Genomic DNA, 25,838 nt, shown 5'->3' on the forward strand with positions numbered 1-25,838 from the left:
AAATCGTCGTTCTTGTTGCGATAGAGGCGCGAGCCTAGCATGGCCCCATCCCATGAATGTGAGGCCATCCATGACGTTCAAAGCACTGCTGACCCGCAAGACGAACAACCAGCTTTCGACCGAGCTGGTCGATTTCGACGAGGCCGACCTGATGGACGGCGACGTCCTGGTACAGGTCGAGTACTCCACGCTCAACTACAAGGATGCGCTTGCCCTCACCGGCAAGAGTCCGATCATCCGGACGTTTCCGCTCATTCCCGGCATCGATCTGGCAGGCGTGGTGCTGGAATCCAGCAGGGCCGACTTCACGCCAGGCGATCGCGTCGTGCTCAATGGCTGGGACCTGAGCATGGGCCACCACGGCGGCCTGGCCCAGCGCGCGCGCGTGCGGGGCGAGTGGCTCAACCGGATTCCCGACAACCTGACAACCCGCGACGCCATGGCCATCGGCACCGCTGGCTACACCGCGATGCTGTGCGTGCTGGCCCTGGAACATGCCGGGGTGGCGCCTGCACAGGGCGATGTGCTGGTCACCGGCGCCAACGGCGGCGTCGGCTCGATCGCGGTGGCGATCCTCTCGAAGCTGGGCTACCGCGTGGTGGCCGCCACCGGGCGACCGGAGCACGCCGACTATCTGCACAACCTGGGTGCGGCCGAGATCATCGATCGTGCGCAGCTTTCGGAGCCGCGCGAGCGGCCGGTGAGTGCCGAGCGCTGGGCCGGCGTGGTGGATGTGGTCGGCGGCACCACGCTGGTCAATGCCATCGCCGAAACGAAGTACCGCGGTGCCGTGGCCGCCTGTGGCCTGGCCCAGAGCGATGCGCTGCACGGCTCGGTGCTGCCCTTCATCCTGCGCAATGTGACCCTTGCCGGCATCGATTCGGTGAATGCGCCACAAGAGGTTCGCCAGCGCGCCTGGGATCGGCTCGCGACCGACCTGGATCCGCGGAAGCTGGAAAGCACCGTGCAGCAGATCGGCCTGGCAGAGGTGCTGGATGTCTATGAGCAGATCATCCCCGGCAAGGTGCGCGGCCGCACCGTCGTGGATGTGAACGCCTGACGCCTGTCGCGCTGGCGAGGGTGCAATGCCATCGCTGGCTCGCGTGTGCGAGTGACCGGAAACGCAGCGTGCCATGCCAAGCCGCCTTATCATGGGTCGGCAAGGGCGCTTTACGCCCGGTGACGTACGCAAGGCAGTATCTGGATGTCTATGGAATGGCGCCCCTCGGGCTGGGGCCAGCGTGTGACCCGCTCGCCGGACTGGCAGTTGCGGCTGGATGGCGAACAGGTCGCGCTTTTGATCGACGGCAGGCAGTACCGCCAGCATGTAGCGAACGAACACAGCGTGCGGGTCGTTCGCGGCGTACTCTGGTCCCGGGTCGAACTGACGACCGAGCGCGGTGAAGCACTGTCCGTGGATGGGCTGCCCAACAGCCAGGGCTCCCGGCTTGCCGCTGCCGTGCAGCACGTGCTTTTCGCGCGCTCCAGGCGGGGGCGCAAGGCACTGTTTGAGCACGTTCTGGCGCAGATCCAGGCGTGGCTGGCCGAGGCAGATGCGCTTGCCGACCGAGGTACTACCGGACGCCGCTGGATCACGCACGAACAGCAGCAGGCGTTGCTGGCCGACCGCCCCGCCCTGCCCCTGCCGCCCGCCAAGCTGGAGCAGCTGTTCCTCGACGAGGAGCTGCACGACGACCTGCACGCGCCCGGCCACCGCATCGCGCTGGACGCACTGCACGACTGGCAGCTGGATTGGCCCGCCGTGTGGGCGGACGCCAATGAGGCAATGGCGACCCGCGAACTGGGTCTGGCCAAGCCCTTCCTGGACCGGGTCGAGAGCAGGCCGCTGACCGAGGAGCAGGCTCGCGCCGTCATCTGCTTCGACAACCGCGTGCAGGTCGTGGCCGCGGCCGGCTCCGGGAAGACCTCCACGATGGTCGCCAAGGCCGCGTATGCCATTGATCGCGGCTTTGTCGAACCCGAACGGATCGTGATGCTCGCCTTCAACAAGGATGCCGCCCAGGAGCTGCAGGAGCGCGCACAGCGATGCTTCAGCCGGCTCGGCATGGGCGACACCGTAGTGGAGGCCCGGACCTTTCACGCCCTGGGCCTGTCCATCATCGCCAAGGCCACGGGGCGCAAGCCGGATATCCCGGAATGGGCGGTCGACGCGGCGCTGGGCTTCAACAAGCTGGCCGACCTGGTGGACGACCTGAAGGATCGCTCGACCCACTTCCGCACCCAGTGGGACATGTTCCGCCTGGTGTTCGGGCGCGACCTGCCGCCATTCGGCGCGGAAATGGAGGCCGATGGCTACGACCGCGATGGCACGCCCTACATCCGCACACTGCAGGGCGAGCGGGTAAAGAGCCTGGAAGAGTGCGTGATCGCCAACTGGCTGTTCTACAACGGCGTGGCGTATGACTACGAGCGGCGCTACGAGTTCGATACCGCGACGGATACCCATCGCCAGTATCGCCCGGACTTCTACTATCCGGACGCCCGGCTCTGTCACGAGCACTTTGCGCTGGATGCCGATGGCCAGCCGCCGAAGCACTTTCCCAACTACAACGAAGGGATGCACTGGAAGCGGCCGCAGCATGCGGCACGCGGCACCGCAGTGGTCGAAACGACGTCGTTCGGCCTGCGCAGTGGACTGGCCCTGCAGGATCTGGCCGAGCGGCTGGGTGCGTCTGGTGTCGAACTCGACCCGAACCCGGATCGCGAGCTGCCTGACCAGGGTGCCAGGCCGATGCCCGATGCCGACCTGATCGGCTTGATGCGGACCTTCATTGCGCACGCCAAGAGCAACTGCCTGACGCTGGACGATATGGCAGCGCGCCTGCGGCAGATGCCTGAGGATCAGTTCAAGGAACGCTACCGGCGCTTCCTGGAGATCGCCGGGCCGGTTTTCCAGGCCTGGGACGATGCACTGGCTGACGAGCGCAGCATTGATTTCGAAGACATGCTCAACATGGCCGCCGGGCTGCTGGAACAGGGCCACTATGAATCACCCTACGAACTGGTGATGGCCGACGAATTCCAGGACGCTTCGCGCGCCCGTGCGCGCCTCTGCCGTGCGCTGGTCAGCCAACCGGGCCGCCATCTGTTTGCGGTGGGCGATGACTGGCAGTCGATCAATCGCTTCGCTGGCGCCGACGTTTCGGTGATGACCGGTTTCCGCGAGTGGATGGGGCATGGCCAGGTGCTGAAACTGGAGCAGACGTTCCGCTGCCCGCAGGCACTGTGTGATGTTTCCAGCCGCTTCATCAGCCGCAACCCCGCGCAGATGGCCAAGAAGGTCCGCTCTGCTGCGCCGGCAGTCGGCCCGGTGCTGCAGGCGTTCCAGATGAACCGGCGTGAGGAGGTGCAGGATGGCGTTCGCCAGTACCTTTCGAAGCTGCACCAGCAACTGTTGTCAGGCGCGGTGGCGCAGGGCCGCAATGGACGCGTGACGGTCTTTGTTCTGGGGCGGTATCGCGCGGATCGCGCCGCGGTGCCTTCGGATTGGAAGACGGCCTTTGGCAGCACGATGGACGTCGAGTTCCTGACCGCCCATCGATCGAAGGGGCGCGAGGCGGACTACGTGATCCTGCCGGGCATGATCAACCGCAGCTTCCCGAGCCTGCGTGCGGATGACCCGGTGCTTTCGCTGGCAATGCCGGACGGGGATACCTATCCACTGAGCGAAGAACGGCGGTTGTTCTATGTCGCGCTCACGCGTGCGCGGCGGTCGGTTGCGATGTTCACCCTGCAGGGCAAGCACTCGCCATTCCTGGATGAGCTGGTGAAGGACGGAGCAGTGGAAGTGACCGCGATTTCAGGTGCGGCCATTTCGGAAGAGCGCTGCCCAGCGTGCAAGGTTGGCGTGTTCGTGGACCGCAATGGGCCGCATGGGGCCTTCCGGTCGTGCTCCAGCTATCCGTTGTGCCACAACAAGCCGAAGGATGGGCGTCGCGGGTAGAGAAGCTTGAGAAAACAAGAAGGCCCCTGTCGCCAGAGGCCTTGTGGAATCCTGGCGGAGAGAGTGTCTGAATTTAGGGCGTTCCCTAGCTTCCGTGCGCCTTCGTGAAACCAGTCTCAGCCCTTGCGCCAGCTACGTTTCACCATCCGGTCTGGTTCGTACGCCTTCGCGGGAAGCCGCGCTTGCTGGGCGGGTACATGGATGGGTAGGAAATGGGATTGAAGATCAATCGCCTGACGGCGAGACGGGTGGCGACGATCGCCGAGCCAGGCTACCACCCGGACGGTGGAGGCCTGTACCTGCAGGTGACCGCGACCGGCGCCAAGAGCTGGGTGTTCAGGTATCGATTTGAGGGGAAGCGCCCGGAGATGGGCCTGGGGCCGCTGCACGTGATCGGCTTGGCCGAGGCGCGGGAGGCGGCAGGAGTCGCGAGGAAGATGGTGCAGGCCGGCCAGAACCCCCTTGCGGGTAGGCGAGCTGCGGCCGTCGCAACGGCCAGCATCCCGACGTTCTGGGAGGCCGCCACCGCATACATCGCGGAGCGCGAAGCGGGATGGAGCAATCCGAAGCATGCCGGCCAGTGGACTAGCACGCTGGAGACCTATGCAAAACCGGTGCTTGGGGAGCTGCGGGTGGACCGCATCGAGACCGAGCATGTCTTGGCCGTACTGCGGCCAATCTGGACCACCAAAACGGAGACTGCCAGCCGGGTTCGGCAACGAATGGAGGCTGTGCTTGATGCCGTGACCGTGCAGAAGAAGCGCAGCGGGGAGAATCCGGCGCGATGGCGCGGGCACTTGGCGGTGATCTTGCCGAAGCCCACCGCGGTGACCAAGGTGGAGAACTTTGCCGCCCTCCCCTATGCCGAGCTGCCCTCCTTCATGGCCGCCCTGCGCTCTCGACATGGGGAGGCAGCACGTGCCTTGGAGTTCACGATTCTGACCGCTGCGCGGACAGGCATGACGCTAGGGGCCAGCCCGGCAGAGGTGGATATTATGGCCGGTACATGGACCGTCCCCAGGGACCGGATGAAAGCAAAGGTGGAGCACACCGTCCCACTGCAGGAGGAGGCGCTGGCGCTAATCAGGCCGCGGATGAAACGACGCCTACTGTTCCCCAACGATTTAAGCAACGCCCCCCTCAGCGACAACGCAATGCTGGCGCTGCTCAAGCGCATGGGATACGGCCACATCACCGTCCATGGGTTCAGGTCGACCTTCAAGGACTGGGTGAGCGAGACGACAGAGTTTCCCGACGACCTCTCGGAAACTGCGCTCGCCCACAGAATTCGCGATAAAGCTAAGGCAGCCTACAAGCGGGGCACAATGCTGGAAAAACGGAGAGTAATGATGGAAGCTTGGGCGATGTACTGCGTGACCGGTAGATCTACGCGAACTTAATGCTCCGGCCTGTGCAGTCGCCATTCATAGGAGTGGAGGCCCTACTTCGACAAGGGTGAACCCGTGAGGCTGCAGTAACGTCGCCCTACCGGCCTTGATGCGGACGCTCCCTGAGCATCTAACCAGCGCACCTTGATCATGAGCCAAAACAGCTATGTGATAATCGACCGGATTCAATTGAATGGTTACAGATCGCTCAGCATCCGCAACACGGGCCTGTATAACTACTTCTCCCGGATCAGAAGGATTCGACCTTGACAGGTCGCGTACTATTCCAAGTAGCGTCACGCTGGGAATAACGTAGTCGCCCTTGTAGTAGCCGGATGCAATCCGAAGCCTTGATGCCGAACCCTCTCCAAAGTGAAATTTTTTGTCAACGCCCTCAACAAGACCACCGAAGGGAGACTTGACAGCAATCTCAAACGGGCGCCCTCCTCGGGCACCTGCGAAACCCAACAGTGCATCACACAAGTTTGCGCTCACTCCGTAAGATACAGCTTGGTCGAGCTCAGCAAATCGATCCGCCGTATCTATGTCTTTTGCAGCCACGCCCTCAATTACTTCGAGCGCAACAGCCATACTGGAAATTACGGAACGCGCGTAAGTAGGCTCAGGTCTTCTTTGAGATGACCACTCAGATGGTGCGTACGCATTAATTACATAGCTGCCGATTTCGGTCTGCCCCAAGAGCAGGGAGTCAAGATATCCCTTTGCGACTTCTGGAATCTTACCGCCGTATACGGGGCGCTTCCCACCCAACGCTAGTGCTGCAGCAGTAAACAAGCTTTTCAACTTGGCGACCGCTATAAGGCCGTCCCTAATCGGAATTTTTCCGAGACTGGTATCGTTCCCGAGAACGCGTACCGAAACAATTCCAGAGAAGCGCCCAAGCATGTCATCAACAACGCTCGCTGGAGATCGCCCCTCATATTCGGCCACCTCTCTCGTAACGTCTGACATTCTGTCGGCGTAGTCTGCGATTGACGCATCCGTCGGAACTGCCACCTGGATATCCGGATTGGTCGGCGCGGACCAAAGAGTCGCCAAACCTGGGAACTCCCCAGACTCGTTCCATTTGCGGGATTTCAGGTAGGCCACTGCAGCCGAGGATGTCACTTCATTGTGAACGACGCTCATATGCTGGCACCATTGCTCGCAGCCTTTATCATATCGATCAGGGCAGATGTGGTGAGCCTATTTGCAATCGGAATCTTCAACACCACCTGACTGGTGTTAGGTACTGGCGCCATACCCTTCAGCGAGAGCCAATAGCATTCGTTTTGCAAGCTGACAAAGCCATTTCCGTGAGTCAACCAGTTTGATACCCCCACAGGCACCACAAGAACAGCCAAGTATCGTGGCGCCATGGTATTAGCACGGAGGTCATCGTAGTTCTTCATTTTCAGATCAAACGAAAGGAATCCTCCAGCGAACTTAGCCTGTGTCGTGCACTTCAATTGAAGCTGGATAATTGGACTGCGCCGCAGACCTGGAAGCTGCAAGCCACGCGCGGTGAACTGTACGTCGACGCTATCGTCGTCAACACGAAAATCGGATCTGTTTAACCCGGCGTGAGCGCCAAGCGCAGCAACGTACGCGTATTGGAACTCTTCCATCTGCTTCTTCTCATCCATGCCAATTCACCACGCTATCCCTAAGCGGAGTCTACACGGCCTCGGATCGGTCCCAAAGTATGGCTTCGGCAGCGGAGGGCGGCGTTGGCGTACACGGCCCGCGTAGCTCTCTTGGACATCCGGGAGGCAACACAATGACGGCATCCACTCCAAGAGAGCAACTTCCATGCGAACCTATGCCTCCAGTGGCCTCCTCGTCCTAGCTTGGTCACCGCCGGCGGCCTGCGCGGCTCCAGCGCTTCCTTGACCCGCTCCACGTCCGTCCACCGGCCACTAGCTGCGGCGAAGCTGCGCCCGCCCCGCCCTGACCCACGCCTTCATGGGATCCATCGCCCTGGGCTTGGTCTCCTTCGGCGGTCGGCGCACCCAGCGGCCCGCGCTCCGCCCGCTGCCTCCGTCGCGCACTTGGCGGATGGGGCGCACACCCGCCCCACCCGCTCACGACTTCAGTTCTGCACTTCCGCCCGGAAGGCAATCTCGATCAGCTGTTCGGGGAAGGCCAACGCCGAGACCCCGATCAGGTTGCTGGCCACCTGCGGCACCGGCTGGCCATACACGGCCGGCCGGACCTTGCCACTTGCCGCGAAGGCCGCCGGCACGTCGATGACGAACAGCGTTTCCTCGACCACGTCCGCAAGCGACCCACCCAACTCCGTCAGCAGCACCTGGGCGTTCTCATAGGTGCGCCTCATCTGGGCTTCCATGGTGTCGAAGTTGGCGGGCTTGCCGTCAGACCCCAGCTCCGCCGGCGCAACCAGCTCCCCCTGCGGCGTGTGCGAGAGCTGGCCGGACACGAAGATCGTGTTGTTGACGCGGACGGCCTGTACGTACCCGTAGGCCGATTCCCACGGCACTCCGAAGCTGGCGGTCTTTCGATTGGTAGCGTTCATCATTGCTCTCTCTGGTGAAAGGGCAAGTGTGGCAAGCAGTTTGAGTCGACCGCCTCCCCTGAACGGGGATCAGATTCGAGCGCGGGACAGCTGCTCTCTACCTGCCTTGACCCACGCCTTCATCGGATCCCTCGCCCTGGGCTTGGTCTCCTTCGGCGGTCGGCGCGGTTCCAGCGCTTCCTTGATCCGCGCCAGTTCCAACCGCCCGGCCTCGGCTAGGCGCCGGACCTGTTGCTGCTGCTCACGGGTCGGCGGCAGGCCAGGCAGCGGGGGCTCAGGCTGGATCGGGGTGCTGTCGGTCAGCCGGGCAACCGCCTGGCGCAGGGGCAGGTCGGGGTACAGCCTGGCCGCGCACCAGCGCTCGGCGTAGCGCTTCGCCTGCCGGACGTTGGCCGCACGCACTTCCTTCACCTGCCACATCTTCTGGCCTTCCATCCATAGCCGGACCCCAGGACCGCCATCTGGCGTGACGCTGGCCGTCTCCCGGCCGTTGTACCAGAGCGCCCAGCGCTCACCGGTCTGGACCCAGCCAGAGGGGATCGGGGCGATGCGGAAGCCGTGGGAGGAGTGCATGGCCGGAAGGATACGACCGGCGATCGCAGATCCTGCGAACACGGCAGCGACCTGGCTGAATCGTTCGGACTCGGTGCCGGCGCGGCGCTGCTCACGCGCCCCCGGGTTGAGCTGCCTGCGGCCCCGGATCCGGCACAGTCAGATTGCCCGCAACGGCTGACGCGCGGTATCGGGCAACCACCCACTGACGTTCGGGGTTCTCCCCACGCGGCCAGCCAGTGCTCGTAGAACGGGTACTTGAGCTACGACGCGCTAGGTCGACAGCAGCCAACGCAGCATTGGCACATTTTGTTGCATGATAACAAGTGCACTCAGTCCTATTGCGAGCGCACGAGATCACACCTTTGAATGGCGCTACTACTTGTAGGCTACTCAGGGACTACGCTTTGAGTCGCCGAGCAGGGGAAGAGGAATGCGCTCAACGCATGACCAACCTGTTGCATCGAATCCGTACCTGTGCACTCGAGTTGTGCCCAAGGCGACGTCGGAAAAGAAACCGTGCGGACTGGGGGGGGGATGGCTCGCTGAGACGTTATAGATGTATAGAGGAAACTTAGGCTGGAAGTTGCAGAGCACCAACCCGCTACCGATGCATTCTACGGCAGGCTCGCTTTCGGGCTCGTTCACCTTAGCAAAGGAGAAATAATCAAACGAACGGCCCTATCGACAGACTGGCACCATTGGCGCCAATGGCCTGGGCCTGACGGGATAAAGCCGCGCAGAAGATCGAAGCCCCGCCATATACAACAAATAACCCGAGCCATCCATGAATCGAAAGAGTTTCGCGTTAACCACATTAGCTGCATCTATAGTCGCACTTTGCGTGCTAGTGGTGTTCGTATACGACAGAAAATCGCCTTCCTCAACTGACCATAACGCCAACCCTTCTCATAATGAAAAAGTGATCGACCACCAAGGTGCGCAGGGGAAATCGTACTCAGATCTAGTCAAAGAAAGAAAGCTTGATCCCGATCACGTGCAGCCACTGGGGAAAAGGGGATTCGTCATTTCACGCAGCGGCGACTTTCGCCCCAAAGGCGACGCGAAAGCATATATACAATCTCTTCTTGGCGCTTCAAACCAAGGCGATAGCACGGCCACATACAGTATTTATCTAGCCGCTTTAGACTGTCGGAATGCGGGATCGCCGAGTGAACTTCAGTCCGCCACCCGAATGCCTAGTGAACCGGCAAAGCAGCAAGCACTTGAGTCGTCTGAAAGCCGCCTCCGCGAGTGCGAAGAACTACTAAAAGACCCAGCACTCTCCCCTCCTGGAAAATGGCTTCTAGAAGCGGCGCAACAAGGCTCAATTGAAGCCATGCTTCTTTATGCAACCGACACAGAATCGGCATTCGGCGGCGCAACAGGTGCAGTCCGAAACCCGGAACTGGTAAGCGAATGGAAGGAAAGTGCAGCATCGTTCCTCAACGAAGCCGCAAAAAGCGGGAGTATTGACGCCTTAATTTCCCTCGCGAACGCAAATGATAATGGAATAATCATGGAAAGAAACCCAACTAATGCATATGCCTACTACTTGGCCGTACGCCGAGCATTTCCGGCAGCCGCCCCCGACGAACTTATCAATAGATACAAAGAAGAACTGACATCCTCTCAGCAGCAGGATGCCGTCAGACGTGCAGAAAAAATCTATAACGACTGCTGCCAATAAGAGCTAAGGAGACCGCACGATGCAACACGGACGTCAAATCTGCAACACCGTACTCGCTGCAACTCTAATCATCTGCAGCTGGATCTGGTATGTAAAGGCAGCGACATCAGGCGAGCTCTATGGCCCATTTAGCTGCGAAGCCTGCCACGTAGGCAGCCCAAACCCGGACCCCATTACCAGCGTGTTTTTGACTCAGTGGGAGGCGGCCGCGAGGCGCAACACATTTGCGCCGATCAATATGGTGCCCGGCGATAAGATCATGATCTGTAATGCAGGCGGATGCGTAACATACACAAAGACTGACAGCGGGAATTACTTTGGCGGAAAGCCAGAGCAACAGACTTCCACGCCAAGCAATGGCGGCGCTGGCGGTATAGGCTCCGGCAGCGGCTATGGCCGCGGCCAGGGTGTAGGTAGAGGCGGCGGAGCCGACCTTCCCAGTGGCAGCCACGGGGGCAACAGTGGGAAAACAGGCGCAGTAACGGTTGGCCCACTCGGATCGTATAAAATACCCCGGGGCTCACAAGAGATCTAGCTCCGCAGAATAGATAGAGGCGGCATTTTCGGGCCGCCTCTTTTGCCGCATTTCGGCATTCCTATCGGGGGTTATCGCATTCAGGGCGCCCGGATTGGCTCGGACGCTGCCGCGTCAACGTCTTCGCGCTGCTGTTCGGTCGACCCGCTGCCATAACGTCATTTGCCGTCGCCAAACTTAAGCGCCAGGCCTGATCTCTAGAGAGCAGGTGCGCCGGTCATCCTGACCAGCTTCTGATAGGCGACGGTGATCTGGGCGGAATAGCACATGGGCGCAATCTGACACGGCCCGTCGTTCATTCACCGTGACGCTGCAGCTTAGTGGCCGGTCACGTCGATCAGCACGAAGTGGCCGGATGCACTGAACTGCGTGGCGTTGTCGGACTGCGGGATCAGGGCAGCCGCGCCCGCATAGTAGAAGCGTCCCGACCCCGCTGCGCCCGTTCCATCCCCCTGCGGCCCGGTCAAGCGGAAGCCCACACTACGCTCAATCCGCTGGCACGAACGAGACGAGATCACCGCGTAGCGCCGACCAGCCGGGACCTGCATGTAGGCGCCCTCTGCCGCCCCGAACGGGGCAGTTGTCACGCCTACGATCCGAAGGGGCTTTGCCCAAGAAGCAAACGCCAGCTCGCCGGTGTGCTCTCGGTACACCTCGATGCCGGTCTTGCCCGGCGTTCCAGTCACAACCGAGTCGTATACCCACACCGTGCCGAACACAAACGATGAACCTGTGTAGGCTGACACGCGCCAGTTGTTGCCGCCGAGATTGGTCAGAATCACGCTGAGCCCGAAGTTGTTGTTCGGACCCGTGACGGCAACCACCGGGCTCTTGGCCTGAAAGTCACGCGTGACGTACCGGGTTACTACGATCCCCGACACCTGGTAGGCAACGGCGCCCGCCTCGTTGATATCGAACTTGTGGCGCAGGTGGAAGTTGAGCAGGTCGCTGCGGACCTGCACTGTTCCAGATGGGGTGTACGCCTCAAAGCCTGCTGGCATATCAGTGCACTGCCGATCGGCGGAGATGAAAGTCACCGCTGACCACGTCAGCGAACGCGTCATCGCAGACATGGGCGCTGCCCGCCTGCACCTCACCGCCGACGAAGCGGAGCAGCACGCACACCAGCTGCAGGCAGCAGCCAAGCAGCTGCGCGCCGCGCTGCAGGCGCCGCAGCATGAGCGCCGCCCTCCCCCACCGCTGCAAGGCTCAGCGCGCTACATCTGTCTCAGATTGTTGCCCGCTACGGCGAGCACTTCCCTCCGTCGCGAAGCCCTTTTTCAACCGCAGCAGAAACAGCCTGCACAAGAGCTGCCCGATCCCGTTCGATATCAGCTTGTTTTTGCTGCGTGGCCACCTGATCGAGCTTGCGCCGATGCTCTTTGGCACGGTCATTCCACACGATTGCGGAAACGTTCAACACCAGCGAAAGGACCAAGATAGACAGAATGGCCCAGAGACGACGTTTCGATGCTTTGCTGTCCGTTCTCTGCGGTCTAAATCCAGTAATGAAGCCGATGGCAGGGCACGACGGCACGGCGATAGCAGCGACCGCCAGAAAGAACGTCGCCCATTCCGCAGAGATTCCAGGCACGTAGGCAACAAGTGGGTCCATCGCGAGAAAGAGTATCGCCGGGCCGGTAGCGAAGGCCGCGAGCGCAACGACCGCATCCGCAATCTCCTTAAATCCACGGATAGGCCCTGGTATCTCATTGGCAGACGGAGATTCAGCGGAACTGACGCTCATGCGGCCTTCCTTGGATTGTTGGACCTCGATGCTCGCATGCATCGTTTGCGCAGAAAAGTCAGGTGAACCACTACAGCGCAAAGCGCGTACCACGTGGCCGCGGGTTCGTTCCCGACCACCGTCCCCTGCCCTGCGCTCTCCCCCTGTAGCGCAGGGAACCCGCGCCGGCCGGGTTCCACCAGCCGGCAACCCATTCCAGGAGTCCAGCGTGCGTAACCAGCTCGACATCTTCAAGGACGACCCGGTCCGCATGGCCAAAGCCAACCGCAACGCCGCCGAGCACGCGCTGCACGACACGCAATTCACCGAGCGAGAGCGCCAGGAGCGCTTCGCCTACTACACCAACGAAGCCGAACGGTGGGAGTCTCGCGCCGCTCTCGGCGGTCAGCAGATCAACGGCACTGAGGAGCAGCGAGCATGACCAATGACCAGCATCGGCGAGACGACCAGTCGTCCATGACCGGCCTACACAACTGCTCGTTACTCAATGTAATCGGGGTTGACAGGAAGCTTAAACACCCGCTCCTGGGGGCACGCAATCATGCGTTCGATGAACACAATATCTGCTTCTGCGGTCTCTACAGCCGCCAACAGTTCTTCGGTGCGCCTCTTGTTGTGGGATATCGCCTGATCGATTTCCACCAACACTTTTGTGAATTTATCAACATCAATACCGCGGCAATAGTCTTGGAAATACGAGTCGTAGTCGCTCATCACCAAGCGCGAGGCAGTGCCAGGTCCATTTGCAGCTCGCTCAACCAGACTAAGCGCAGCACCGACTGCGGAGCGCTCAGCTTCAAAGCTACCCCGCTCCTTCTCCAGCCGGGCAATCTGAGCGCGACGGCGCTCCACCTCAGCAGTGGCCAGCTCATGAAGCCTGGCCAAGTTGTTGGGATGAAAACTCCATGCCCCCTGTCTTCCGCTATGCACGAAACGTACCTCCTCTGGTGGATGTCCTCCAGAGGTGTGGGCGGCCAAGAGTCATCTCAACCATTGCCTCGATTAAACCTGTTTCGGGGTGTTCGGATATGAGTATGCCCTCCCGATCCTTCAACTTCCCCGCGCCGCAACGGTCCCGCCTGCGCCCGGGCGAAATCGTGGTGGACCTGCTCGCGGGCGGCGGAGGCGCCAGCGAGGGGCTCAAGCAGGCCCTCGGCATCGATCCCGCCCTGGCCTACAACCACGACGAGCTGACCATCGGCATGCACGCCGCCCCGCGCATGGACGTGGCTGAACGCCCGTGTAGCGAGTCAGTTCGCGTCTTGATCTTCAGGAGTGTGGACCTTGGAAGCTTTCGCCAGTGTCTTGAGATCATCCTCGAGGCGAGGGCCCTTTGCTCTAAATCCATCCAAATTGAATTGGATGTCAGGCTCGTAAGCTGGATCGGCGAACTTTTCAAATGCTTTGTGAAAGAGTCGCGCCTGCCCCAGCACACGAGCCAGCATAGCCCCGTGGGGGTCGTCCAACACGTGCAGTCGAGACATAAGGGACTGAGTTTGTCGCATTTCGAGCATGCGCACCATCTCAGTGAATTTCTCGCGCTGAGATTTATCCAGATCTCCAGTTACTTCCACTTCACTGCCCAGGCATTCGTAGAACCGGCGAATCCGCGCCGCCGTCCACACGAACTCACCGTGGAGAAAATGCATCACGAAGGCAGCTTCGCGCTTCCGGTCAAGTTCTTGGGTCCTGTGGCTTTCCTGGGATATCTCGAGCGCCGCCATGCTGGCGTTCCTGGCGGCCACTCCAAGTCGATAGGTAAAAATACCAAGAGCAATGGTCGCCCCGACGCCTGTCAGCGCGAAAGTCGCTCCCCATGCGTCCCAATTTGGCGTGCATTCGTGGCCAAGCCACCAGCACTCACTCAAAGCTGCGACGAAATCCATATTCGCACTCCTTCCTGGGTCTCTCGGAATTCTGTCACTGTTCGCACGGTCGTGTCCGCATGATTCTCGTCGGAGACTGCCTGGAAGTAATGCGTGGCAATGGCCGCCAACTCGATCGACGCCATCGTGACCGATCCTCCATACGGCCTGTCATTCATGGGCAAGCGCTGGGATTACGACGTACCCAGCACCGAGATATGGGCCGAGTGCCTGCGCTTGTTGAAGCCTGGCGGTCACCTACTGGCCTTCGCCGGCACCCGCACGCAGCACCGCATGGCTGTGCGCATCGAGGACGCCGGCTTCGAGATCCGCGACATGATCGCGTGGGTCTATGGCAGCGGCTTCCCGAAGTCGCATAACGGACCCTGGGGTGGAACTGCCTTGAAGCCCGCGCTCGAGCCGATCACCGTCGCCCGCAAGCCACTTGCCGGCACGGTGGCAGCGAATTGGCATCTGCACGGCACCGGCGGCCTCAACATCGACGCCTGCAGGGTTCCCACCGATGACAAGCTCGGCGGCGGCGATCAGTCGACCGCGCCGAAGGTCGGTCCCGATGGATGGCACCGGCCATGGATGTAGGACGAGCAGGCCAAGGCGGCACATGCCCATCGCTGCAATGCCAACGTCGCCAAGGCAGAAGCGCTGGGGCGTTGGCCCGCCAACCTGGTTCACGACGGGAGCGCTGAAGTACTCGCTGGGTTCCCCGACGCACCAGGGCAGCAGCGGGACACTGGCCCAATGTTCGCTAGAACCGCTCAGGTCTACGGCGAGTTCGCCGGGGTTTCAGAGCATCGAGCTCGCGGCGACTCTGGCACCGCTGCGCGGTTCTTCTACTGCGCCAAGGCTACGCGCGAAGACCGTAACGACGGGCTGGATTCTGGCCCGGTGCCGGCTGCCTCCGCCCGCGCGACGATGCGCGATCGCGAGACTGCCGACTGGTCAGCACGGAACGGCAACCACCACCCCACCGTGAAGCCAACAAACCTCATGCGCTACCTGTGTCGACTGGTCACTCCAGCCGGCGGCTTGGTACTGGATCCGTTCATGGGCAGCGGCAGCACGGGCAAGGCAGCCGTGCTCGAGGGTTTCCAGTTCGTCGGCATCGAGCTGGACCCGACCTATGCAGCGATCGCCGAGGCTCGCATCCGAGTTGCACAGCCTGGCCTTCCCCTTGGAGCAATAGCATGACAGCACCACTACCTATTTCCCCGGCCACGGCTGTCGAGGCCACCAAGGCGTCGTCGCCTGTCGCCGCGGTTGTCTCTGCCATGCGACGCATCGACCCCGCCAGCGGTCCCGTTGCCGTCGACCAAGTGCGCGCCTGGGCCGATACGTTGATGACCGCGCTCTACACCGCGCAGCCTGTGCGCTGGGAGTACAGGCTCAAGGACGACTTCGCGCCAGGCTGCTGGATGCAGGCCGACGCAGGGCACGTCTACGGCGCCCACCAGCGTGGGCTTGTTGTCCGCGCCCTGTTCGAAACCCCGCGCGTGATCCAGCCGGAGAAGCTGCACGAATTCAGTGGACGCGTGTGCATCCGCTGCGGCGACAGCGAGGATTGGGCCGGCCCGGATTGTGAGCCACTGATCCAGAAAGTCGAACCCGCGCACGCGTCTACCCGTCGAACCGAGCTGGTTCCTCGAACCCCTGAAGTGGATCCGGGACGCCGGCCCGGCTCCGGTCAGTGCGCACGAACGCCGCCGCCGGGCCACCGAAGCCACCTTCCTGATTGAACAGCTCGAAGCCCACATCGAGGAGTGCAACAAGCCATGACCCAGGAACATATCAGCCACCCGGAAGGGTTGCCGAACTGCGCCGCCGGCCACCGCGCGCGCCACATCCACGACAAGCGCTGCGCCTCCGCAGGCGGTGGCCACCTGGTCGAGTGCGCCTGCAGGTCGACCAGCAAGCATGCCGACCCCGACAAGGCCATCGCAGCATGGCGCAGATTGAATCGCCCGGCGCGCAGCGCGCGTCCCGCATCGGTCGATATGCCGATCGACAACGTACTGCAGTTCCAGCTTGGCCTGACCGAACGCACGCCAAAGGCTCGCCGCATCGGAGGTCATCATGGGCGCGGCTGAAAGACTCGAAGAACTGCTATCGCTCGATCGCGTGCGCCAGATGACCGGCATGGGGACCACCTTCATCTACGGAGAAATCAAGGGCGGTCGCTTCCCTCGCTCTATCCGCATCGGTCGCCGCGCACTCTGGATACAATCCGAGGTGCAAGGCTGGGTTCGGCAGCAGATCGCGCAGAATCGACCTTTGCAGGTGGATGGGTAAGCGGGTGGGTAGCAAGGGCTGTAAAAACGAAAAAGCCCCTATTTCTAGGAGCTTTTTGTAAAGACTGGCGGAGAGAGTGGGATTCGAACCCACGGAAGGTTTGACCCTTCGCCGGTTTTCAAGACCGGTGCCTTAAACCGCTCGGCCATCTCTCCAATCGGGTCCCGGTCGCCCGGGCAGCGGCGTATTCTCGCACGTGAAGGCCATTTGCCCAAGACCACCTTGCCCCTGCCCTCCGCATCCGGCACGGTGGGGGCCTTCACCGCACTCGGAGCCCCCATGGCCCACCTCGACCTGGCCAACCTGCGCACCACCCTGCTGGACGACACCCAGCTGGCCGCTGTGGCCCTGCACCGCACCTTCGCCGGCCATCTGCCGGTCAGCAGCGGGCATCTGGTGGTCTGCGATCCGCTTGTCCAGGCCGAAGCACCAGCGCTGGCCGACTACACCGCCCCGCTGGGCCGGCATCCGGTTGAGATCATCGTGCACAGCGGCCGCCCGGCGCTGGCCGTGGTCTGGTTCAAGCCCCGCGAAGCCCTTACTGCGTCTGCCCTGCACTGGCAGATGGCGCGCTGGACCACGCAGGACCTGACCGGCCTGGATGAGGACAGCTTCATCGGCTACCCGGTCGACGCCGGCATCGGCTGCTTCATGGATACCGACACCCAACAGGCACTGCTGGCGCTGATCGAACGGGCCGATGGCGACGAAGACAATGCGTGGTCGGATGCCCTGATCGACCACGACGGCCTCGACGAAGGCGCCGAGTACCGCCCTTGGGGCGAGGACTCGCCGCACGGCCTGGTGGTCTTTACCAGCGGCTGGGGCGACGGTGTGTATCCCAGCTACTGGGCGCTGGATACGTCCGGCATTCCGGTCGCCCTGGTCACCGATTTCCTGTGCATCGAGGGTGGCGATGGGCGCGACGAGCGCGAGATTGCCGACCAGGCCTATCGCGACAACCTGCCAGCTGCAGAAGCCGAGGCGCTGGCACGACTGGTGGCTGCCGTCGAACGAGACGACACGGAGGCATTGCAGGACCTGCTGAAGGATGCGCCGCAGCGCGCCAACCAGATCGAACCGGGCTGCGGCGGTACCGCCGTGTACGAGGCGATCCGCCTGGACCGCCCGCAGGCATTGCGGGTGCTGCTACGGGGCGGCGAGCTACCGGCGATGCCCGAGCGCCTGCACATGAGCAAGGTGACCGGCTATCTGGACTACGCGCGGTTCCTGAAGAAGCCACGCAGCGCAGAGTTGATGGCGGTGCTGGAAGCGCCGGTCGTTGCGGCCGAACCGCCACCGGCCGCAGCGCGACGCCGCAGTTTCTGGGACCGGCTGTTCGGCCGGAACTGATCAGCTGGAAAACAGCAACGCCGGGCATGGCCCGGCGCTACCGTTCAGCTCTCTCAGCCGGCATCCACCGCCAGCGCACCCAGTGCACTGGCCTTGATCCGCTCCTTGGCCTTTTCACAGGCGCCACCGCAATCCAGGCGCGAGGCCTCCAGCTGCGGCGGCAGGTGCTCGGCCAGGAAGTCGATGAACACGCGCACCGCCGGCAGCAGGCCGCGGCGCGAGGCGAACACGGCGTGGCACACGCCCTGCGGCAGCGACCAGTCCGGTAGCACCACTTCCAGCTCGCCGTTGCGCACGGCGTCGGCGCACACGGTTTCCGGCAGCATGGTGATGCCGAAACCGTCCTTCACCATGCTCTGCAGCAGCGGGAAGTCGAAGCCGGCCACGCGCGGCTGCAGGTCGACCCGGCGCACTTCGCCTTCCGGGCCATGCAGTTCCCAGCGCTGGCGTGCTTCGTCTTCGCTGATGCTGAGGGTGACGTGCTGGGTGAGCTCTTCCGGGTCCTTGGGGCGTCCGGCGCGGTCCAGGTACTTCGGGCTGGCCACCAGCAGTTCCTGCACCTGGCCGAAGCTGCGCATCACCAGGCTGCCGTCGTCGTCCAGGCGCGAACGCACGCGCAGGGCGACGTCGTAGCCTTCATTGATGATATCCACGCGGCGATTGCTGATGTTCAGCTGCAGCCGCACCTTCGGGTACTGCTCAAGGAACTTGGGCAGCAGCTTGGGAAGCTGCATCTGCGCCAGTGACACCGGCACGCTGGCGCGCACCACGCCGCGCGGCTCCGCGCTGAGGCGGTCCACCACTTCGCGGGCGGCCTGGGCCTCGGCCAGCATCGTCTGCGCATGGCGATGCACGCTGGTGCCGACATCGGTGACCGCGAAACGGCGCGTGGAGCGCTGCAGCAGGCGTACGCCCAGGTCGGTTTCCAGCTGGCTGATGCGGCGGCTCAGGCGCGACTTGGGAATACCCAGTGCGCGCTCGGCGGCGGCGAACCCGCCGTGGTCGACCACCATCGCGAAGTAGTACAGATCATTCAGGTCATGCATGCCCGAGTTCCATATCTAGAACAATACGTGGCATTCAACCACCTTTATTCCGCCTTTGCAACAACCTATCGTTCTCTCTGTCGGCGGGGCCACCCCGCCCCTTCCTCCCAGAACACAGGTGACTGCCATGAAGCTTCTGCATCTCGACGCCAGCGTGCTTGGCGACAACTCCGTCTCGCGCCAGCTGTCGGCCGCCGTGGTCGCCCGCCTCGCCAGCCAGATCGACGGCCTGCAGGTCGATTATCGCGATCTTGACGCCAATCCGGTACCGCATCTGCGCAGCAGCTCGCTGGCCAGGACCGACGCCGCTGAAGCGACCGATGCTGAACAGGTGATGCAGCAGTTCCTGGAGGCCGACATCGTTGTGATCGGCGCGCCGATGTACAACTTCAGCATCCCGTCCACCCTGAAGGCCTGGATCGATCGCGTGGCCGTGGCCGGCCGCACCTTCAAGTACACCGAGAACGGCCCGGTGGGCCTGGCCGGTGGCAAGCGGGTGATCATCGCCAGCAGCCGCGGCGGCATCTACACCGACTCTCCGGCCGACTTCCAGGAGCCGTTCCTGCGCCAGGTGTTCGCCTTCATGGACATCAACGAGATCGAATTCGTGCGCGCCGAAGGCATCGCCTATTCGCCGCAGCACCGTGAAGACGCCATTGCCGGTGCGCTGGCGGCGCTGCCGTCGCACGAAGCGGCCGAAGCCGTCGCTGCGTAACGCGTTCCAACGTTCGGCGCCCCTCTCTCCTCGTCTGGGCGCTGAACGCGGGCCGGGATCCCCTCCCCCATCCCGGCCCCCCCTGGCGGCCCCGCTTTGCGGGGCCGTTTTTTTGTGGGCGCGTTAGGCTGGGGCCATGGACTACACCGTGACGGCTGCGCACCGCAGCGAATTTCCGCACCCGATCACCCTGCGCCGTGGCCAGGCGCTGGTGGTGGGCGAACGTTATGAAGGCCCGGAGGGCTGGGAAGACTGGTTCCTGTGCGAGGCCAAGGGGCAGCAGCCCGGTTTCGTGCCGGCGCCGGTGATCGGTCGCAATGCGCAGGGTGACGCCTATGCCACGGAGGATTACTGCGCGCGGGAGTTGGATGTGGATCCGGGGCAGCTGCTGCGAGGAATGCGCACGCTCAATGGATGGGCATGGTGCGTGCCGGAGACCGGCGAACCGGGATGGGTGCCGCTGGAGAAGCTGAGGGCAGCAGAAACCCGGTAGCGCCCGAGCCTATGCTCGGGCGGCGGCGCGAAGCGCCGATAATCAATGCGGCCCGCCAGGGGCAGGAGCAGCCGAGCATAGGCTCGGCTCTACATGGATCTGTAGCGTCCGAGCCTAAGCTTCGGGCGGCGGCGCGAATCGCCGGCTGTCAGGCGATGGTTTCCAGGCCACCCATGTACGGGCGCAGGGCCTCCGGCACGGTGATGCTGCCATCGGCGTTCTGGTAGTTCTCCATCACCGCGATCATCGCGCGGCCGACGGCCACGCCCGAGCCATTCAGCGTGTGCGCCAGCTCCGGCTTGCCGGTGGCCGGGTTGCGCCAGCGCGCCTGCATGCGGCGGGCCTGGAAGTCACCACAGTTCGAGCACGAGGAGATCTCGCGATAGGTTTCCTGCGACGGCAGCCAGACTTCCAGGTCGTAGGTCTTGATGGCCGAGAAGCCCATGTCGCCGGTGCACAGCAGCACCTTGCGGTACGGCAGGCCCAGCTTCTCCAGCACCACTTCGGCGCAGCGGGTCATGCGCTGGTGTTCGGCGTCGCTGTCTTCCGGGCGGCAGATCGAGACCAGCTCGACCTTCTCGAACTGGTGCTGACGGATCATGCCGCGAACGTCGCGGCCACCACTGCCAGCCTCGGCACGGAAGCACATCGAGTGGGCGGTCATGCGCAGCGGCAGGCGCTCGGCCTCGACGATCTCGTCGCGCACGATGTTGGTCAGCGGCACTTCCGAGGTCGGGATCAGGTAACGCGTGGAGTCGCCCACGGCGGTCTTGAACAGATCGTCCTCGAACTTCGGCAGCTGGCTGGTGCCACGCAGTGAATCGGCGTTGACCAGCAGCGGCACGTTGGTTTCCTCGTAGCCGTGCTCACCGGTGTGCAGGTCGACCATGAACTGGGCCAGCGCACGGTGCAGGCGCGCGATCGGGCCGCGCAGCACGGTGAAGCGCGAGCCAGACAACTTGGCCGCGGTCTCGCCGTCCAGCCAGCCGTTGCGGGCGCCCAGTTCGACGTGGTCGAGCACCTTGAAATCGAACTGGCGCGGGGTACCCCAACGTGCCTGCTCGACGTTGTCGTTCTCATCGGCACCGGCCGGCACGTCATCGGCCGGCAGGTTCGGAATGCCCATCGAGATCGCTTCGATCTTCTCGCGCAGCTCGTCCAGCGCCACTTCCGAGGCCTTCAGCTCGTCGGCGAAGGCAGCAACCTCGGCCATGATGGCCGAAACGTCCTCGCCCTTGGCCTTGGCCTGGCCGATGGCCTTGGAACGGCTGTTGCGCAGGCTCTGCAGTTCCTGGGTACGTACCTGGATGCGCTTGCGATCAGCCTCCAGGGCCTCCAGGGCAGACACGTCGAGCTCGAAGCCGCGGCTGGTGCGCAGGCGTTCAGCGAGGTCGGCGGGCTGGTGGCGGAGCAGGGCTGGATCAAGCATGGCAGGTGTCGTGGTGGGTATCAGGAACGGGATTATCGCTTGTTATACGGATTTCTGCCGCCCGGTTCATTCCCGCCGTGGCAGAATCGAGCCATTCCGTACTGGTCCGGTCCATGTCTGCACCCCGCTCGTCGTCCGCCAAGTCCTTCACTGTGCATATCCCGCGCAACGCCCTGAAGATCGCCGGCATCGCCTTCGGCGTGGGCGTACTGCTGTTCGTGCTGGTCTGGCTGACCGGCCGCGACAAGGAGTTCTTCCGCGCCGACCCGGCCGCGCAGACCCCGCAGGAAACCGCCCAGGTCGAGCCCCTCCCGGAACCGTTGGCCGCTGCGGCCGGTTCCAGCGACATGCCCGATGCCAAGCCGGCCCCGGTCGAGGAAGAAGCGCCGAAGCTGGTCGAAACCGCCCCGCCACCGCCCGCCCCGATCGCTGAAGCAGCCCCGGCCGCACCGGGCCCTGCGCCGGCGGCCACCGGCAACAGCCAGCCGATGCCGATTGCCGGTCAGTCGCCGCCACCGTCCTATCCCGCCGCCGCCCTGCGCGCCGGTGAAACCGGCACCGTGGTGGTACGCGTGGATGTAGACGCCACCGGCTATCCGAACAACGCCACGGTGATCCAGCGCAGCGGTTCACGCGACCTCGACCGTGCCGCGACCGACGCCGTGCGCCGTTGGCGATTCACCCCGGCCCAGAGCAACGGCCAGGCCGTGCCTGGCAGCATTGAAGTGCCGTTCGACTTCAAGACGCAGTAACTGAACGCTCCCCAGCAGGCAAGCTGAACCCTGCCGGTGATGTTGACGCAACGCTGACACTTTCCGTCTGTGGCTCGGGCAACACTGCCCATGTCGTCCATTGACGGAAGGAGTTTGCGATGGCTGTTACCACCCACGAAGACCTTCATTCGCCGCGGTTGCAGCGGGACTCAAGCGTACAGCACAAGAACGCGTCGCCCTGGATGTGGATCGCACTGATCGTGGCGATGTTTGCTGCCGCCCTGCTCTGGCTGCGTCATTCCAGCCAGGAAGAGGTGGCACCTGCGCCGGTCGGCGAGCGCATGCTGCCGGCCCCCGAGCAGGCGGCGGTGACGGACGCAGCGACGCCTGCCGCGCGCCAGGCAACCCCGGCTACTGCTTCGCGGAAGGCCGCGCCGGTAGTGCGCAATCGTGAAGCCCGCCCGCTGGCCAGCAACCGCATGCCCACCTACCCCGCCGCCGCGCTGCGTAGCGGCGTGCAGGGCAGCGTGATCGCCAGCCTGAATGTGGATACCCGCGGCAATGTCGCCAACGCTGCGATCGTCTCGCGCAGCGGCGAGCGCAGTCGCGATCTGGATCGTGCGGTGCTCAGCACCGTGCAGAACTGGAAGTTCCAACCCGCGGTGCAGGATGGCCGCGCAGTAGCCAGCGTGGTGCGGGTCCCGGTGGATTTCCGTACCGAGCAGCGTTGATCGCGGACGAGGGGTTCGTGATGTTTAGACGGAGGCTTCGGCCTCCGTCCTTTTATGCGGAAAGCGTGCCAACCAAGGTTGGCACCTACCGGGAGATGTGAGCGTGCCAACCAAGATTGGCACCTGCCGGGCAATGCGATCCGCCGGGCATGGCCCGGTGCGCGCGATGCCGATCAGGCCAGGTTGAACCCGGCGCTGCGGGCCAGACCATCGAAGTCCGGGAAGGACGTGGCGACGTTGGCGATATCGTTGATCCGCACTTCGCCATCGCTGATCTGGCCGGCAATGGCGAATGCCATGGCGATGCGGTGGTCACCGTGGCTTTCGATGGTGCCGCTGCCCAGGCGCACACCGCCGTGCAGGGTGGCCCCATCCTCGGTCTCGTCCACCTGCATGCCCAGCGCGCGCAGGCCGGTGGCCATCGCCGCAAGGCGATCGGATTCCTTCACCCGCAGCTCGGCGGCGCCACTGACCACGGTCCGGCCTTCGGCGGCTGCAGCCGCCACGAACAGCGCCGGGAACTCGTCGATCATGTCCGGCACCAACGCTTCCGGAATGCGCGCGCCCTTGAGCGGCGCGTAGCGCACTACCAGGTCCGCCACCGGCTCACCGCCCTGCTCGGCCGGATTCTCTTCGGTGATGTCCGCCCCCATCAGGCGCAGCGCGTGCAGCAGGCCAGTGCGGCGCGGGTTCAGGCCGACCTGCTTCAGGCGCAGCTGTGAACCAGGAATGATGCTGGCGGCCACCAGGTAGAACGCCGCAGACGAGAAGTCGGCCGGCACCACGATGTCCGTGGCGCGCAGGCGCTGGCCGCCACGCAGGCGGGCCTTGCCCGGTGAAAATTCGATGTCCACGCCGAACGCCGACAGCATGCGCTCGGTGTAGTCACGGGTCGGATGCGGTTCCAGCACGCTGGTTTCGCCCTGCGCGTACAGGCCGGCCAGCAGCACTGCGGACTTGATCTGTGCGCTGGCCACCGGCGAGGCGAAGTCGATGCCGTGCAGCGACTGGCCGCCATGCACATGCAACGGCGGCGTGCCGTCATCCTGGGTGTCGATCTTCGCGCCCATCTGCGACAGCGGGCCAGTGACGCGGCGCATCGGGCGGCCCGACAACGATTCATCGCCGATCAGCGTGCAGTCGAACGCTTGGCCCGCCAGCAACCCGGCCAGCAGGCGCATGCCGGTGCCGGCATTGCCGCAGTCCAGCGGTGCATCCGGCGCTTTCAGGCCGTCGATGCCGACGCCGTGCACGATGCGCTGCGACGGGCTGGGGGTTTCGATGTGCACGCCGAGCTGGCTGAAGATGCGCGCCGTGGCGCGGGTGTCTTCGCCTTCCAGGAAGCCCTCGATATGCGAGGTGCCATCGGCCAGCGCGGCGAACATCACCGAGCGATGCGAGACCGACTTGTCGCCGGGAATGGTCAGGCTGCCCTGCAGGGGCTGGCCCTTGCGGGCGATCCAGTGTTGCGCGTTGCTCATCGTTCGATAATTCCGTAAACGCCGGCAGCCCGCCGGCGATGCATCAGGGGGTGGCGGCCGGGGCCGCCCCAGCAGCACTCAGGGCACGGCCACAGGATAGGAGCCCAGCACCTTGATCTGCGCCGAGTGCGCTTCAAGTTCGGCCAGCGCCGCCTGCATCGGCGCGTCGTCGATGTGGCCGGCCAGGTCGATGAAGAAGCCGTACTCCCACTTGCCATGGTGCGACGGCCGCGACTCGATGCGGTTCATGCTGATGCCGTGGCGGGCGAACGGGCTGAGCACGTCGAACAGCGCACCGGGCTTGTCATGGATGAACACCAGCACCGAGGTGCGGTCGTGGCCGGAGGTCGGGAAGATGTTGCGGCCCACCACCAGGAAGCGGGTGGTGTTGTCGGCATCGTTCTGGATCGGCTTGGTGACCACCTTCTTCAGGCCGTACACGTGGCCGGCACTCTCGCCGCCGATGGCCGCCGCGTCGTCGGCGTTGCGCGCACGGCGCGCACCCTCGGCGTTGCTCGACACCGGAATCTTCTCGGCCTTCGGCAGGTTGGCGCGCAGCCACGCCGAGGTCTGCATGAACGACTGCGGATGTGCGTAGATGCGCTCGATGTCCTCGATGCGGCCGCTGCGCGACATCAGGTACTGCTGCACGCGCAGTTCCACTTCGCCGCAGATCTTCAGGTTGGAGGTCAGGAACATGTCCAGGGTGATCTGGATGGTGCCCTGCCCCGAGTTCTCCACCGGCACCACGCCGAAATCGGCGTTGCCCGCTTCCACTTCCTGGAACACTTCCTCGATGCTGGCCATCGGCAGGCCCAGCGCGGAGCGGCCAAAGTGCTTGAGCACGGCCTGCTGGCTGAAAGTACCTTCCGGGCCGAGGTAACCGATCTTCAGCGGCTCCTGCTGGGCCAGGCAGGCCGACATGATCTCGCGGTAGACGTGCACCAGCAGCTCATCGCTGAGCGGGCCTTCGTTGCGATCCACCACCATGCGCAGCACCTGCGCTTCGCGCTCGGGGCGGTAGTAGTCGACGGCGGCGGCGAGCTTGCCCTTGGCCTTGCCGACCTGATGGGCGAAGCGCGCGCGCTCGGCGATCAGGCTCTGGATGTCGCGGTCGATCTGGTCGATCTTCGAGCGCACATCGGCCAGCGCCAGCGGCGCCAGGGTGGGTGCCGGGTTCGAGGCGGCCTTGGCCTTGCCCTTCGCCTTGGCGGGCGCGCTGTCCTTGGCCGGTTCGGCCTTCTTCGGCGCCTTCTTGCTGGATTTGCTGCTTGCCATCGGAATTCCTTGTTG

The 25,838-nt window shown here is 63.6% G+C and carries 28 protein-coding genes and 1 tRNA gene; 15 read left to right on the forward strand and 14 right to left on the reverse strand.

What is annotated here, in order from left to right; genetic code table 11:
- Nucleotides 1–70: 70 nt before the first annotated feature.
- The 3 genes from acuI (at nt 71) to ACTXG9_RS08000 (ending at nt 5,364) form a co-directional block, all read left to right on the forward strand.
- Entirely contained in the window at nt 71–1,060 is a 990-nt protein-coding gene (gene acuI, locus ACTXG9_RS07990) for an acrylyl-CoA reductase (NADPH) (RefSeq protein ID WP_111098169.1), read from the forward strand.
- Nucleotides 1,061–1,210: 150 nt separating this feature from the next.
- Entirely contained in the window at nt 1,211–3,964 is a 2,754-nt protein-coding gene (locus ACTXG9_RS07995; RefSeq protein WP_111098170.1) for a UvrD-helicase domain-containing protein, read from the forward strand.
- Between the two features lie 212 nt (nt 3,965–4,176).
- Nucleotides 4,177–5,364 carry a tyrosine-type recombinase/integrase gene (locus tag ACTXG9_RS08000; protein WP_456115676.1) on the forward strand — a complete coding sequence of 396 codons (1,188 nt, stop codon included), beginning with the start codon at nt 4,177–4,179 and terminating at the stop codon, nt 5,362–5,364.
- A gap of 24 nt (nt 5,365–5,388) precedes the next feature.
- Here ACTXG9_RS08000 and ACTXG9_RS08005 read toward each other — a convergent pair whose 3' ends face one another.
- The 4 genes from ACTXG9_RS08005 to ACTXG9_RS08020 all read right to left on the reverse strand — a co-directional run bounded on the left by ACTXG9_RS08005 (nt 5,389) and on the right by ACTXG9_RS08020 (nt 8,461).
- Entirely contained in the window at nt 5,389–6,501 is a 1,113-nt protein-coding gene (locus tag ACTXG9_RS08005) for a hypothetical protein (protein ID WP_456115675.1), read from the reverse strand.
- Complete coding sequence (locus ACTXG9_RS08010) at nt 6,498–6,998, reverse strand: DUF4365 domain-containing protein (protein WP_456115674.1); 501 nt, start codon at nt 6,996–6,998, stop codon at nt 6,498–6,500. The genes ACTXG9_RS08005 and ACTXG9_RS08010 overlap by 4 nt, the downstream gene beginning before the upstream one ends.
- Nucleotides 6,999–7,444: 446 nt before the next feature.
- A complete protein-coding gene (locus ACTXG9_RS08015; RefSeq protein ID WP_456115673.1) occupies nt 7,445–7,888 on the reverse strand; it encodes a RidA family protein in 444 nt (147 codons plus the stop codon).
- A 69-nt stretch (nt 7,889–7,957) separates the two neighbouring features.
- Nucleotides 7,958–8,461, reverse strand: coding sequence for a hypothetical protein (locus tag ACTXG9_RS08020; RefSeq protein WP_456115672.1), 504 nt, complete (start codon nt 8,459–8,461; stop codon nt 7,958–7,960).
- A gap of 766 nt (nt 8,462–9,227) precedes the next feature.
- Between ACTXG9_RS08020 and ACTXG9_RS08025 the strand changes: the two genes are divergently transcribed.
- Nucleotides 9,228–10,130 carry a hypothetical protein gene (locus tag ACTXG9_RS08025; RefSeq protein ID WP_456115671.1) on the forward strand — a complete coding sequence of 301 codons (903 nt, stop codon included), beginning with the start codon at nt 9,228–9,230 and terminating at the stop codon, nt 10,128–10,130.
- Nucleotides 10,131–10,982: 852 nt separating this feature from the next.
- On the opposite strand, the gene ACTXG9_RS08030 is transcribed toward ACTXG9_RS08025, so the two are convergent.
- From ACTXG9_RS08030 to ACTXG9_RS08040, 3 genes are all read right to left on the reverse strand, one after another.
- Nucleotides 10,983–11,702 (reverse strand): hypothetical protein, encoded by a 720-nt coding sequence (locus ACTXG9_RS08030; RefSeq protein WP_456115670.1) that lies wholly within the window; start codon nt 11,700–11,702, stop codon nt 10,983–10,985.
- Entirely contained in the window at nt 11,668–11,844 is a 177-nt protein-coding gene (locus ACTXG9_RS08035; RefSeq protein WP_456115669.1) for a hypothetical protein, read from the reverse strand. The genes ACTXG9_RS08030 and ACTXG9_RS08035 overlap by 35 nt, the downstream gene beginning before the upstream one ends.
- A gap of 64 nt (nt 11,845–11,908) precedes the next feature.
- Complete coding sequence (locus ACTXG9_RS08040) at nt 11,909–12,412, reverse strand: hypothetical protein (protein ID WP_456115668.1); 504 nt, start codon at nt 12,410–12,412, stop codon at nt 11,909–11,911.
- A gap of 208 nt (nt 12,413–12,620) precedes the next feature.
- Between ACTXG9_RS08040 and ACTXG9_RS08045 the strand changes: the two genes are divergently transcribed.
- Nucleotides 12,621–12,833 carry a hypothetical protein gene (locus ACTXG9_RS08045; RefSeq protein ID WP_456115667.1) on the forward strand — a complete coding sequence of 71 codons (213 nt, stop codon included), beginning with the start codon at nt 12,621–12,623 and terminating at the stop codon, nt 12,831–12,833.
- A gap of 59 nt (nt 12,834–12,892) precedes the next feature.
- On the opposite strand, the gene ACTXG9_RS08050 is transcribed toward ACTXG9_RS08045, so the two are convergent.
- Both ACTXG9_RS08050 and ACTXG9_RS08055 read right to left on the reverse strand, forming a co-directional pair.
- Nucleotides 12,893–13,390, reverse strand: a complete 498-nt coding sequence (locus tag ACTXG9_RS08050; protein WP_456115666.1) for a hypothetical protein — start codon at nt 13,388–13,390, stop codon at nt 12,893–12,895.
- Between the two features lie 272 nt (nt 13,391–13,662).
- Nucleotides 13,663–14,298: a hypothetical protein gene (locus ACTXG9_RS08055; RefSeq protein ID WP_456115665.1), complete on the reverse strand. Its 636-nt coding sequence runs from the start codon at nt 14,296–14,298 to the stop codon at nt 13,663–13,665.
- A gap of 99 nt (nt 14,299–14,397) precedes the next feature.
- On the opposite strand from ACTXG9_RS08055, the gene ACTXG9_RS08060 reads away from it, so the two are divergent.
- From ACTXG9_RS08060 to ACTXG9_RS08080, 5 genes are all read left to right on the forward strand, one after another.
- Nucleotides 14,398–14,877 carry a DNA methyltransferase gene (locus tag ACTXG9_RS08060; RefSeq protein ID WP_456115684.1) on the forward strand — a complete coding sequence of 160 codons (480 nt, stop codon included), beginning with the start codon at nt 14,398–14,400 and terminating at the stop codon, nt 14,875–14,877.
- 159 nt (nt 14,878–15,036) lie between these two features.
- Entirely contained in the window at nt 15,037–15,486 is a 450-nt protein-coding gene (locus ACTXG9_RS08065; protein WP_456115664.1) for a DNA methyltransferase, read from the forward strand.
- Between the two features lie 80 nt (nt 15,487–15,566).
- Nucleotides 15,567–16,031, forward strand: coding sequence for a hypothetical protein (locus ACTXG9_RS08070; protein ID WP_456115663.1), 465 nt, complete (start codon nt 15,567–15,569; stop codon nt 16,029–16,031).
- A 36-nt stretch (nt 16,032–16,067) separates the two neighbouring features.
- The gene (locus ACTXG9_RS08075; protein ID WP_010480572.1) at nt 16,068–16,382 is read left to right on the forward strand and encodes a hypothetical protein; all 315 of its coding nucleotides are present in this window, start codon (nt 16,068–16,070) and stop codon (nt 16,380–16,382) included.
- A complete protein-coding gene (locus ACTXG9_RS08080; RefSeq protein WP_456115662.1) occupies nt 16,369–16,584 on the forward strand; it encodes a helix-turn-helix transcriptional regulator in 216 nt (71 codons plus the stop codon). The genes ACTXG9_RS08075 and ACTXG9_RS08080 overlap by 14 nt, the downstream gene beginning before the upstream one ends.
- A 65-nt stretch (nt 16,585–16,649) precedes the next feature.
- On the opposite strand, the gene ACTXG9_RS08085 is transcribed toward ACTXG9_RS08080, so the two are convergent.
- A tRNA-Ser gene (locus ACTXG9_RS08085) sits at nt 16,650–16,739 on the reverse strand.
- A 124-nt stretch (nt 16,740–16,863) separates the two neighbouring features.
- Between ACTXG9_RS08085 and ACTXG9_RS08090 the strand changes: the two genes are divergently transcribed.
- Entirely contained in the window at nt 16,864–17,937 is a 1,074-nt protein-coding gene (locus ACTXG9_RS08090; RefSeq protein WP_456115661.1) for a DUF4241 domain-containing protein, read from the forward strand.
- A 53-nt stretch (nt 17,938–17,990) separates the two neighbouring features.
- Here the strand turns inward: ACTXG9_RS08090 and ACTXG9_RS08095 are convergent, their stop codons facing one another.
- Nucleotides 17,991–18,983: a LysR family transcriptional regulator gene (locus ACTXG9_RS08095; RefSeq protein WP_005410175.1), complete on the reverse strand. Its 993-nt coding sequence runs from the start codon at nt 18,981–18,983 to the stop codon at nt 17,991–17,993.
- 127 nt (nt 18,984–19,110) lie between these two features.
- Here ACTXG9_RS08095 and ACTXG9_RS08100 point away from each other — a divergent pair, with 127 nt between their 5' ends.
- On the forward strand, nt 19,111–19,698 hold the full coding sequence (locus ACTXG9_RS08100) for an FMN-dependent NADH-azoreductase (protein WP_456115660.1): 588 nt from the start codon (nt 19,111–19,113) through the stop codon (nt 19,696–19,698).
- Nucleotides 19,699–19,834: 136 nt separating this feature from the next.
- The gene (locus ACTXG9_RS08105) at nt 19,835–20,191 is read left to right on the forward strand and encodes an SH3 domain-containing protein (RefSeq protein WP_021202776.1); all 357 of its coding nucleotides are present in this window, start codon (nt 19,835–19,837) and stop codon (nt 20,189–20,191) included.
- Nucleotides 20,192–20,339: 148 nt separating this feature from the next.
- On the opposite strand, the gene serS is transcribed toward ACTXG9_RS08105, so the two are convergent.
- A complete protein-coding gene (gene serS, locus ACTXG9_RS08110) occupies nt 20,340–21,620 on the reverse strand; it encodes a serine--tRNA ligase (protein ID WP_021202775.1) in 1,281 nt (426 codons plus the stop codon).
- Nucleotides 21,621–21,733: 113 nt separating this feature from the next.
- Between serS and ACTXG9_RS08115 the strand changes: the two genes are divergently transcribed.
- Nucleotides 21,734–22,372 carry an energy transducer TonB gene (locus ACTXG9_RS08115; protein WP_031269809.1) on the forward strand — a complete coding sequence of 213 codons (639 nt, stop codon included), beginning with the start codon at nt 21,734–21,736 and terminating at the stop codon, nt 22,370–22,372.
- A 119-nt stretch (nt 22,373–22,491) separates the two neighbouring features.
- The gene (locus tag ACTXG9_RS08120) at nt 22,492–23,064 is read left to right on the forward strand and encodes an energy transducer TonB (RefSeq protein ID WP_019660324.1); all 573 of its coding nucleotides are present in this window, start codon (nt 22,492–22,494) and stop codon (nt 23,062–23,064) included.
- A gap of 173 nt (nt 23,065–23,237) precedes the next feature.
- Here the strand turns inward: ACTXG9_RS08120 and aroA are convergent, their stop codons facing one another.
- Nucleotides 23,238–24,545 carry a 3-phosphoshikimate 1-carboxyvinyltransferase gene (aroA, locus tag ACTXG9_RS08125; RefSeq protein WP_111098174.1) on the reverse strand — a complete coding sequence of 436 codons (1,308 nt, stop codon included), beginning with the start codon at nt 24,543–24,545 and terminating at the stop codon, nt 23,238–23,240.
- A gap of 78 nt (nt 24,546–24,623) precedes the next feature.
- A complete protein-coding gene (gene pheA, locus ACTXG9_RS08130) occupies nt 24,624–25,823 on the reverse strand; it encodes a prephenate dehydratase (RefSeq protein WP_019660326.1) in 1,200 nt (399 codons plus the stop codon).
- Between the last annotated feature and the right edge of the window lie 15 nt (nt 25,824–25,838).

The organism is Stenotrophomonas maltophilia group sp. LNF247 (assembly GCF_054083135.1).

Bases quoted from the DNA above. Each gene is read 5' to 3' on its own strand.
- acuI (WP_111098169.1), top strand. From the start codon at position 71: ATGACGTTCAAAGCACTGCTGACCCGCAAGACGAACAACCAGCTTTCG.
- ACTXG9_RS07995 (WP_111098170.1), top strand. From the start codon at position 1,211: ATGGAATGGCGCCCCTCGGGCTGGGGCCAGCGTGTGACCCGCTCGCCG.
- ACTXG9_RS08000 (WP_456115676.1), top strand. From the start codon at position 4,177: ATGGGATTGAAGATCAATCGCCTGACGGCGAGACGGGTGGCGACGATC.
- ACTXG9_RS08005 (WP_456115675.1), bottom strand. From the start codon at position 6,501: ATGAGCGTCGTTCACAATGAAGTGACATCCTCGGCTGCAGTGGCCTAC.
- ACTXG9_RS08010 (WP_456115674.1), bottom strand. From the start codon at position 6,998: ATGGATGAGAAGAAGCAGATGGAAGAGTTCCAATACGCGTACGTTGCT.
- ACTXG9_RS08015 (WP_456115673.1), bottom strand. From the start codon at position 7,888: ATGAACGCTACCAATCGAAAGACCGCCAGCTTCGGAGTGCCGTGGGAA.
- ACTXG9_RS08020 (WP_456115672.1), bottom strand. From the start codon at position 8,461: ATGCACTCCTCCCACGGCTTCCGCATCGCCCCGATCCCCTCTGGCTGG.
- ACTXG9_RS08025 (WP_456115671.1), top strand. From the start codon at position 9,228: ATGAATCGAAAGAGTTTCGCGTTAACCACATTAGCTGCATCTATAGTC.
- ACTXG9_RS08035 (WP_456115669.1), bottom strand. From the start codon at position 11,844: ATGCTGCGGCGCCTGCAGCGCGGCGCGCAGCTGCTTGGCTGCTGCCTG.
- ACTXG9_RS08040 (WP_456115668.1), bottom strand. From the start codon at position 12,412: ATGAGCGTCAGTTCCGCTGAATCTCCGTCTGCCAATGAGATACCAGGG.
- ACTXG9_RS08055 (WP_456115665.1), bottom strand. From the start codon at position 14,298: ATGGATTTCGTCGCAGCTTTGAGTGAGTGCTGGTGGCTTGGCCACGAA.
- ACTXG9_RS08060 (WP_456115684.1), top strand. From the start codon at position 14,398: ATGGCCGCCAACTCGATCGACGCCATCGTGACCGATCCTCCATACGGC.
- ACTXG9_RS08065 (WP_456115664.1), top strand. From the start codon at position 15,037: ATGTTCGCTAGAACCGCTCAGGTCTACGGCGAGTTCGCCGGGGTTTCA.
- ACTXG9_RS08070 (WP_456115663.1), top strand. From the start codon at position 15,567: ATGCGACGCATCGACCCCGCCAGCGGTCCCGTTGCCGTCGACCAAGTG.
- ACTXG9_RS08075 (WP_010480572.1), top strand. From the start codon at position 16,068: ATGACCCAGGAACATATCAGCCACCCGGAAGGGTTGCCGAACTGCGCC.
- ACTXG9_RS08080 (WP_456115662.1), top strand. From the start codon at position 16,369: ATGGGCGCGGCTGAAAGACTCGAAGAACTGCTATCGCTCGATCGCGTG.
- ACTXG9_RS08090 (WP_456115661.1), top strand. From the start codon at position 16,864: ATGGCCCACCTCGACCTGGCCAACCTGCGCACCACCCTGCTGGACGAC.
- ACTXG9_RS08095 (WP_005410175.1), bottom strand. From the start codon at position 18,983: ATGCATGACCTGAATGATCTGTACTACTTCGCGATGGTGGTCGACCAC.
- ACTXG9_RS08100 (WP_456115660.1), top strand. From the start codon at position 19,111: ATGAAGCTTCTGCATCTCGACGCCAGCGTGCTTGGCGACAACTCCGTC.
- ACTXG9_RS08105 (WP_021202776.1), top strand. From the start codon at position 19,835: ATGGACTACACCGTGACGGCTGCGCACCGCAGCGAATTTCCGCACCCG.
- serS (WP_021202775.1), bottom strand. From the start codon at position 21,620: ATGCTTGATCCAGCCCTGCTCCGCCACCAGCCCGCCGACCTCGCTGAA.
- ACTXG9_RS08115 (WP_031269809.1), top strand. From the start codon at position 21,734: ATGTCTGCACCCCGCTCGTCGTCCGCCAAGTCCTTCACTGTGCATATC.
- ACTXG9_RS08120 (WP_019660324.1), top strand. From the start codon at position 22,492: ATGGCTGTTACCACCCACGAAGACCTTCATTCGCCGCGGTTGCAGCGG.
- aroA (WP_111098174.1), bottom strand. From the start codon at position 24,545: ATGAGCAACGCGCAACACTGGATCGCCCGCAAGGGCCAGCCCCTGCAG.
- pheA (WP_019660326.1), bottom strand. From the start codon at position 25,823: ATGGCAAGCAGCAAATCCAGCAAGAAGGCGCCGAAGAAGGCCGAACCG.